Source organism: Streptomyces sp. PTL18 (assembly GCF_059510295.1).
In genome coordinates this window covers 1-704 of record NZ_JCAJZO010000122.1, presented here as the reverse complement: position 1 = coordinate 704, position 704 = coordinate 1, and the positions used below count along the sequence as shown (strand labels likewise).

At 72.3% G+C, this 704-nt stretch carries 1 protein-coding gene; it reads left to right on the top strand.

The features are described from left to right. On the top strand, positions 1-704 hold a 704-nt coding region (locus AC5WS8_RS39265; protein WP_496108254.1), incomplete at both ends, for a ketoacyl-synthetase C-terminal extension domain-containing protein.

The window sequence follows — 704 nt, the reverse complement described above, 5'->3', positions numbered from 1 at the left end:
TACGGGTACCACCCTGGGCGACCCGATCGAGGCCCAGGCTGTGCTCGGCACCTACGGCCAGGACCGTGAAGAGCCGCTGCGCATGGGCTCCCTCAAGGCCAACATCGGTCACCTCCAGGCCAGTTCCGGTGTCGCCGGCGTCATCAAGATGGTCATGGCGATGCGCCACGGAGTCCTGCCGAAGCTGCTGCACCTGGACGAGCCGACCCCGCACGTCGACTGGTCGTCCGGCGCCGTCGAACTCCTCACCGACAACCAGCCCTGGCCCGAGACAGGCCGACCGCGCCGCGCGGGCGTCTCTTCCTTCGGTGGCAGCGGCACCAACGCCCACGTCGTCCTGGAGCAGGCCCCCGAGCCCGACCCCGAGCCCACTCCGGAGACCGAGCCCGACGACAGTGCCACGACGCCCGCAGTGTTTGCCGCGGGCAGCACGGTGCCGTGGGTGCTGTCGGGTCGCGGTGCGGAGGGTCTGGCCGGGCAGGCGGGCAGGCTGGCCGCCTTCGCGGAGTCGAGCGACGAGACCGTACGACCCGTGGACGTGGCGTGGTCGCTGGCCGCCACCCGGGCCGCCTTCGAACACCGGGCCGTCGTCCTCGGCACCGACCGTCCCGACCGCCCCGAACCAGTCGGCACTTTGGGCGCCTTGGCATCCCAGGGCACGGCGCCCGGTGCGATCACCGGCACCTTCGACACCGCACCCGACG